Origin of the sequence: Microbacterium sp. CPCC 204701 (genome assembly GCF_004010105.1) — a bacterium.
Taxonomy (GTDB): Bacteria; Actinomycetota; Actinomycetes; order Actinomycetales; family Microbacteriaceae; genus Microbacterium.
Genome location: NZ_RRYE01000436.1, coordinates 1 through 2,303, shown reverse-complemented (window position 1 = coordinate 2,303; position 2,303 = coordinate 1). Strand labels below are relative to the sequence as shown.

Sequence of the window (2,303 nt, the reverse complement as noted above, 5' to 3'; positions counted from 1 at the left end):
CGGCGCCGAACCGGTCGAGATCGTGGCGCCTCGCGCGTCGAAGGCGTTCGACATGAGGGTCGTGGTGCCGATCGGCGACATGCTGAATCCGCCGCCCCCGCCGAGCCCGTACGCGAGCGGCGAGACGGATGCCTCAGCCCCCGCCGCCGAGCCCGACGAAGCGGTCGACGAGGACTGGTTCGCCGACGGCCCTTCGGCACGCTCAGGGACCGCGGCGGGCTCGGACGCCGGGAGGCGGGCGCCCGGCGCCGGCGAGACCGAGATCACGGGTTCGGTGTGGCCGCACGTCGAGGAGGCGATCGTCGATCGGATCCTGCAGCACCGCTCCACGATCGTCTTCTGCAACTCCCGGAGGCTGGCCGAGCGGTTGACCGGTCGGCTCAACGAGATCTACTCCGAGCGGCTGGGGCTCGACCTGCCGGAGCCGACAGTCCCCGCCGCGATGATGGCACAGGCCGGTGCGACGGCGGGCGCCGAGCCGGTGCTCGCGAAGGCGCACCACGGATCGGTGTCGAAGGAGCAGCGGGCGCAGGTCGAGGAGGAGCTGAAGTCCGGTGCGCTGCGGTGCGTCGTGGCGACCTCGAGCCTCGAGCTCGGCATCGACATGGGCGCCGTCGACCTGGTGATCCAGGTCGAGGCTCCGCCGAGCGCCGCCTCGGGGCTTCAGCGGATCGGCCGCGCCGGGCACCAGGTGGGCGAGGTGAGCCGTGCCGCCCTGTTCCCGAAGCATCGCGGCGACGTGCTGCACACCGCGATCGTGACGGAGCGCATGCTGGCGGGCCAGATCGAGGCGATCGCGGTCCCCCAGAACCCGCTCGACATCCTGGCGCAGCACACGGTGGCGGCCGCATCCATCGGGCCGGTCGATGTCGAGGGCTGGTACGAGACGCTCAAGCGCAGCGCTCCGTTCCGCTCGCTGCCGCGCTCGGCGTACGAGGCGACGCTCGACCTCATCGCCGGCCGGTTCCCCTCTGACGAGTTCGCCGAGCTGCGGCCGCGCGTCGTGTGGGACCGCGACCTCGGCGTGCTCACCGGCCGGCCGGGTTCACAGCACATCGCGGTCACGAGCGGGGGCACGATCCCCGACCGAGGGCTCTTCGGCGTCTTCGTCGCGGGCGAGTCGCAGAACGCGCGCGTCGGCGAGCTCGACGAGGAGATGGTGTACGAGTCCCGCGTCAATGACGTGTTCACCCTCGGCACGACGAGCTGGCGCATCGTCGAGATCACCCACGATCGCGTCAACGTCGTGCCGGCGTTCGGGCAGCCCGGCAAGGTGCCGTTCTGGCACGGCGACGGCATCGGGCGGCCCGCCGAGCTCGGCGAGGCGCTCGGCAGGTTCTCGCGCGAAGTGTCGACCGCGAAGCCCGACCAGGCCGAGGCGCGACTGCGCGAGGCGGGGCTCGACGACTACGCGCGCGACAACCTGCTCGCCTACCTCGCCGAGCAGCGCGAGGCCACCGGCACGCTTCCGACCGACCGGCAGCTCACTGTCGAGCGCGGCCGCGACGAGGTCGGCGACTGGCGCGTCATCCTGCATTCCCCCTACGGCATGCAGGTGCACGCGCCGTGGGCGCTGGCCGTGAACGCGCGCATCCGCGAGCGGCTCGGCGTCGACGGGTCGGCGGTCGCGAGCGACGACGGCATCATCGCGCGGGTCCCCGACGCCGCGGCCGAGCCTCCCGGGGCCGACCTGTTCGTCTTCGATCCGGATGAGCTCGACCAGCTCGTGACCGAGGAGGTCGGCGGATCCGCGCTGTTCGCCTCGAGGTTCCGCGAGTGCGCGGCACGCGCGCTCCTCATGCCGCGCCGCAACCCCGGCAAGCGCACGCCCCTGTGGCAGCAGCGCCAGCGGTCCGCGCAGCTGCTCGAGGTCGCTCGGCGGTACCCCACGTTCCCGATCATCCTCGAGACGCTGCGCGAGGTGCTGCAGGACGTCTACGACGTGCCGTCGCTGCTGCGACTCATGCGCGGCATCGTCGACCGCCGCATCCGCCTCATCGAGACCGAGCCGGCGCAGCCGTCGCCGTTCGCGCGCGACCTGCTGTTCGGGTACGTCGGCGCCTTCATGTACGAGGGCGACTCCCCGCTCGCCGAGCGGCGGGCCGCCGCCCTGTCGGTCGATCCGGCGCTGCTGGGAGAGCTGCTCGGCAAGGTCGAGATGCGCGAGCTGCTCGATCCCGACGTCATCGCGCAGTTCGAGCGCGAGGCGCAGCGGCTCGACCCCGACCGCCGTGCGCGCGGGCTCGAAGGCGTCGCCGACCTGCTGCGCCTGCTGGGTCCGCTCGACGCCGGCGAGGTCGGCG

The 2,303-nt window shown here is 72.8% G+C and carries 1 protein-coding gene; it reads left to right on the top strand.

Going from position 1 to position 2,303, the window contains the following annotated elements:
• Positions 1–2,303, top strand: a 2,303-nt coding sequence (locus tag EIO58_RS16450; protein ID WP_274543221.1) for a helicase-related protein, incomplete at both ends; no start/stop codon positions are given.